This is a genomic window from Aquimarina megaterium XH134, assembly GCF_000520975.1.
In the GTDB taxonomy this organism is placed as follows: Bacteria; Bacteroidota; Bacteroidia; order Flavobacteriales; family Flavobacteriaceae; genus Aquimarina; species Aquimarina megaterium.
Genome location: NZ_JACB01000099.1, coordinates 1 through 5819 on the forward strand (window position 1 = coordinate 1; position 5819 = coordinate 5819).

The 5819-nt window shown below is 45.0% G+C and carries 2 tRNA genes and 3 rRNA genes; all 5 read left to right on the top strand.

Annotated features, from left to right (window positions below):
* Positions 1-396: 396 nt before the first annotated feature.
* The 5 genes from Z053_RS0127115 (at position 397) to rrf (ending at position 5779) form a co-directional block, all read left to right on the top strand.
* Positions 397-1919: ribosomal RNA gene (locus Z053_RS0127115) — 16S ribosomal RNA — on the top strand.
* A gap of 166 nt (positions 1920-2085) precedes the next feature.
* Positions 2086-2159 (top strand) — tRNA-Ile (locus tag Z053_RS0127120).
* A 208-nt stretch (positions 2160-2367) separates the two neighbouring features.
* Positions 2368-2441 (top strand) — tRNA-Ala (locus tag Z053_RS0127125).
* Between the two features lie 230 nt (positions 2442-2671).
* A 23S ribosomal RNA gene (locus tag Z053_RS0127130) occupies positions 2672-5489 on the top strand.
* A 182-nt stretch (positions 5490-5671) separates the two neighbouring features.
* Positions 5672-5779 (top strand): 5S ribosomal RNA (gene rrf, locus Z053_RS0127135).
* The 16S, 23S and 5S rRNA genes sit together here with 2 tRNA genes alongside, the layout of an rRNA operon.
* Positions 5780-5819: the final 40 nt, after the last annotated feature.

The following is a 5819-nucleotide window of genomic DNA, read 5'->3' on the forward strand; positions in this document are numbered from 1 at the left end:
GCAAAACGGGATAATGTTTTGTTAGTTCATTGGGATTGGATTTGAGATTTTAGTAGGGTTGCTTTTTTTTAAAAAAAAATCAAAAAAAGTTTTGCTAGTAATAAAAGGGGTTATATATTTGCACCCGCTTAGCGAGACAGTACAAGTTCATAAAAAATACGTAGTAATGGTTTAGGATGTTTTGATAACATTTTTGGGGTTCGATTCCTTGAATTACGATCTATAATTGATAGCGATGAAGATTGCTTTATTGATTAAAAAAAGTTCATAGACATATTGATTGACAGCGCGTATTAAACTATTAATATAGTTTATTACATTTAGAATAAAGACTAGAGACATATTGAGATACGATTATAATTCCGTTGTATTGTTTTAAATAATATTTAAAGACAAACGATGAAGAGTTTGATCCTGGCTCAGGATGAACGCTAGCGGCAGGCTTAACACATGCAAGTCGAGGGGTAACATAGTTGCTTGCAACTGATGACGACCGGCGCACGGGTGCGTAACGCGTATAGTACCTACCTTATAGTAAGGGATAGCCCAGAGAAATTTGGATTAATACCTTATAGTATCCTAAGTGAGCCTTCACTAAGGATTAAAGATTTATCGCTATAAGATGGCTATGCGTTCTATTAGCTAGTTGGTATGGTAACGGCATACCAAGGCTACGATAGATAGGGGTCCTGAGAGGGAGATCCCCCACACTGGTACTGAGACACGGACCAGACTCCTACGGGAGGCAGCAGTGAGGAATATTGGACAATGGAGGCAACTCTGATCCAGCCATGCCGCGTGTAGGAAGACTGCCCTATGGGTTGTAAACTACTTTTATAGAGGAAGAAACCATTTCACGTGTGAAATGCTGACGGTACTCTACGAATAAGGATCGGCTAACTCCGTGCCAGCAGCCGCGGTAATACGGAGGATCCAAGCGTTATCCGGAATCATTGGGTTTAAAGGGTCCGTAGGCGGTTTAGTAAGTCAGTGGTGAAAGTTTTCGGCTCAACCGGAAAATTGCCATTGATACTGCAAGACTTGAATTATTGTGAAGTGGTTAGAATGTGTAGTGTAGCGGTGAAATGCATAGATATTACACAGAATACCGATTGCGAAGGCAGATCACTAACAATTAATTGACGCTAAGGGACGAAAGCGTGGGTAGCGAACAGGATTAGATACCCTGGTAGTCCACGCCGTAAACGATGGTTACTAGCTGTTTGGACTTCGGTCTGAGTGGCTAAGCGAAAGTGATAAGTAACCCACCTGGGGAGTACGTTCGCAAGAATGAAACTCAAAGGAATTGACGGGGGCCCGCACAAGCGGTGGAGCATGTGGTTTAATTCGATGATACGCGAGGAACCTTACCAGGGCTTAAATGTAGATTGACAGGTTTAGAGATAGACTTTTCTTCGGACAATTTACAAGGTGCTGCATGGTTGTCGTCAGCTCGTGCCGTGAGGTGTCAGGTTAAGTCCTATAACGAGCGCAACCCCTGTTGTTAGTTGCCAGCGAGTCATGTCGGGAACTCTAGCAAGACTGCCGGTGCAAACCGCGAGGAAGGTGGGGATGACGTCAAATCATCACGGCCCTTACGTCCTGGGCCACACACGTGCTACAATGGCCGGTACAGAGAGCAGCCACTATGTGAATAGGAGCGAATCTATAAAGCCGGTCACAGTTCGGATCGGAGTCTGCAACTCGACTCCGTGAAGCTGGAATCGCTAGTAATCGGATATCAGCCATGATCCGGTGAATACGTTCCCGGGCCTTGTACACACCGCCCGTCAAGCCATGGAAGCTGGGAGTACCTGAAGTCCGTCACCGTTTAGGAGCGGCCTAGGGTAAAACTGGTAACTGGGGCTAAGTCGTAACAAGGTAGCCGTACCGGAAGGTGCGGCTGGAACACCTCCTTTCTAGAGATTTTCTATTTTATATAGAGAAGCAGAAATGATACGATGGAATGTATCTTAGTTGTTTTTAGTCTTTATGCTGTTAATTAATTATTTAGTTGTTAGTTTTTGGTTGTTAGTTGATTGTTTCAACGATCAACAATTAACCACCAACACACAACTATGAAGAAGTCTCATAGCTCAGCTGGTTAGAGCGCTACACTGATAATGTAGAGGTCGGCAGTTCGAGTCTGCCTGAGACTACAAAGTCGAAAGACAGACGAGAAGTTTATCCTGAGTTTATCGAAGGGAGTCTGCCTGAGACTACGGTTTTTAATTCTGGATTTGTGAATTACGAATTACGGATTAAAAAAAAGTTCATAAAAAAATATTGAAAGGAAATTTTAGAAGTTGAGAATTCATTACTTCATCATTCGAGATTCTGGATTCGACATTTAGGATTTCAAATACTGGGGGATTAGCTCAGCTGGCTAGAGCGCCTGCCTTGCACGCAGGAGGTCATCGGTTCGACTCCGATATTCTCCACGATTCTTTAGATATAAGTATTGATAGATTATAAAGCACAGGATTCATGAGATGAAATAGTCTTTATAGTTGTTAATTTTATATTGTTATTAAGAAAAACGTTCATTGACATATTGATTTAAAAATACGAGCATTAATTGTTTACAATTAATGAAAATAAAAGAGGTTGATACTGATTTAGTTACTTTATTGGTATCGACAAAAACTAAAAGAGCAAGTTAAAGCAAGACGCATAAGCTAATTAAGGGCGTATGGGGAATGCCTAGGCTCTCAGAGGCGAAGAAGGACGTGATAAGCTGCGAAAAGCTGCGGGGACAGGCACATACTGATTGATCCGCAGATATCCGAATGGGGCAACCCGGCATATTGAAGATATGTCACCTAGCAATAGGGGCGAACCCGGAGAACTGAAACATCTAAGTACCCGGAGGAGAAGAAAACAAAAGTGATTCCGTTAGTAGTGGCGAGCGAACGCGGATTAGCCCAAACCTGTATTGTTACGGCAATGCAGGGGTTGTAGGACTACAATATAAGATTTGTAATGAATTAGAATCCTTTGGAAAGAGGAGCCATAGACAGTGATAGCCTGGTATAAGTAAAGCGCAAAGATTTAGTAGTATCCTGAGTAGTGCGGGGCACGTGTAACCCTGTATGAATCTGGCGGGACCATCCGTTAAGGCTAAATACTCCTGAGAGACCGATAGTGAACCAGTACCGTGAGGGAAAGGTGAAAAGAACCCTGAATAAGGGAGTGAAAAAGATCCTGAAACCATACGCTTACAAGCGGTCGGAGCCATTATTGGTGACGGCGTGCCTTTTGCATAATGAGCCTACGAGTTACTTTTACTAGCAAGGTTAAGATGTTCAGCATCGGATCCGTAGCGAAAGCGAGTCTGAATAGGGCGCCATAGTTAGTAGTAGTAGACGCGAAACCGTGTGATCTACCCTTGGGCAGGTTGAAGCTTTGTTAACCCAAAGTGGAGGACCGAACCCGTTGACGTTGAAAAGTCTTGGGATGACCTGAGGGTAGGGGTGAAAGGCCAATCAAACTCGGAAATAGCTCGTACTCCCCGAAATGCATTTAGGTGCAGCGTTGGTATAGTTTTATAGAGGTAGAGCTACTGATTGGATGCGGGGGCTTCACCGCCTACCAATTCCTGACAAACTCCGAATGCTATAAAATGTTTACCAGCAGTGAGGGCATGGGTGCTAAGGTCCATGTCCGAGAGGGAAAGAACCCAGACCATCAGCTAAGGTCCCAAAATATATGCTAAGTTGAAAAAACGCGGTTGAACTGCTTAGACAGCTAGGATGTTGGCTTGGAAGCAGCCATTCATTTAAAGAGTGCGTAACAGCTCACTAGTCGAGCGGTTCGGCATGGATAATAATCGGGCATAAGCATATTACCGAAGCTATGGGATAGAAATATCGGTAGGGGAGCATTGTAGTGACGTTGAAGGTGTACTGTGAGGTATGCTGGAGTATCTACAAAAGAAAATGTAGGCATAAGTAACGATAATGCGGGCGAGAAACCCGCACACCGAAAGACTAAGGTTTCCTCAGCTATGCTAATCAGCTGAGGGTTAGTCGGGGCCTAACGCGAACCCGAAAGGGGTAGTGGATGGACAACAGGTTAATATTCCTGTACCTGCTCACACTAAAAGTGACGGAGGCGAGAAGTTAGTGCGCACTGACGGAAATGTGCGTTGAAGCCAGTGGTAACACGGCGATAGTACACTAAGGCTACGGCCGAGGTGATAATCTAGCGGATCGACTTCCAAGAAAACCGAGTGAAGCAGCCCGTACCGTAAACCGACACAGGTAGTTGGGATGAGAATTCTAAGGTGCTCGAGAGATTCATGGCTAAGGAACTAGGCAAAATCGACCCGTAACTTCGGGAGAAGGGTCGCCTCGCTTCGGCGAGGCCGCAGTTAAAAGGTCCAGGCGACTGTTTATCAAAAACACAGGGCTATGCTAAATAGAAATATGATGTATATGGCCTGACACCTGCCCGGTGCCGGAAGGTTAAGAGGAGATGTTAGATTTATCGAAGCATTGAATTGAAGCCCCGGTAAACGGCGGCCGTAACTATAACGGTCCTAAGGTAGCGAAATTCCTTGTCGGGTAAGTTCCGACCTGCACGAATGGTGCAACGATCTGGACACTGTCTCAGCCATGAGCTCGGTGAAATTGTAGTATCGGTGAAGATGCCGGTTACCCGCTGTGGGACGAAAAGACCCCGTGAACCTTTACTATAGCTTAGTATTGACTTTGGATAAGTAATGTGTAGGATAGGTGGGAGACTTTGATCATGCGTCGCCAGGCGTGTGTGAGTCATTGTTGAAATACCACCCTTTGCTTATTCGAAGCCTAACGTCTAGCGACGGACAGTGCTTGGTGGGTAGTTTGACTGGGGTGGTCGCCTCCAAAAGAGTAACGGAGGCTTCTAAAGGTTTGCTCAGTACGGTTGGTAATCGTGCGTAGAGTGCAATGGCATAAGCAAGCTTGACTGAGAGAGATACAGCTCGATCAGGTACGAAAGTAGAGCATAGTGATCCGGTGGTTCCGCATGGAAGGGCCATCGCTCAAAGGATAAAAGGTACTCCGGGGATAACAGGCTGATCTCCCCCAAGAGCTCACATCGACGGGGGGGTTTGGCACCTCGATGTCGGCTCGTCACATCCTGGGGCTGGAGAAGGTCCCAAGGGTTGGGCTGTTCGCCCATTAAAGTGGCACGCGAGCTGGGTTCAGAACGTCGTGAGACAGTTCGGTCTCTATCTACAGTGGGCGTTAGAAATTTGAGTGGATCTGACTTTAGTACGAGAGGACCGAGTTGGACGAACCGCTGGTGTATCTGTTGTTCCGCCAGGAGCATTGCAGAGTAGCTACGTTCGGAAGGGATAAGCGCTGAAAGCATATAAGCGCGAAACCCACCACAAGATGAGATTTCTTTAAAGGGTCGTGGGAGACTACCACGTTGATAGGCTATAGGTGTAAAGGCAGTAATGTCATAGCCGAGTAGTACTAATAACCCATAGGCTTATGCGCACACTCCGATAGGCAACTATCGGAGTGGAGAATTGCTTTGCAAGCTATATTTAGTGTTCTTTTATCGTGTATTAAATCAATATGTCAACAATATTATGTTAGTAGTGAGATATTAGTATAGTGTATATAGAGATATAATCTCTGAATATTCCTTACTGATTACTCAGGTACTAATCAAGATTTAAGGTGGTTATAGCATCGGGGCTCACCTCTTACCATTCCGAACAGAGAAGTTAAGCCCGTTAGCGCCAATGGTACTACAATCGTGGGAGAGTAGGTCACCGCCTTCTTTGAAAACCCTTCATTATTTAATGAAGGGTTTTTTTTATG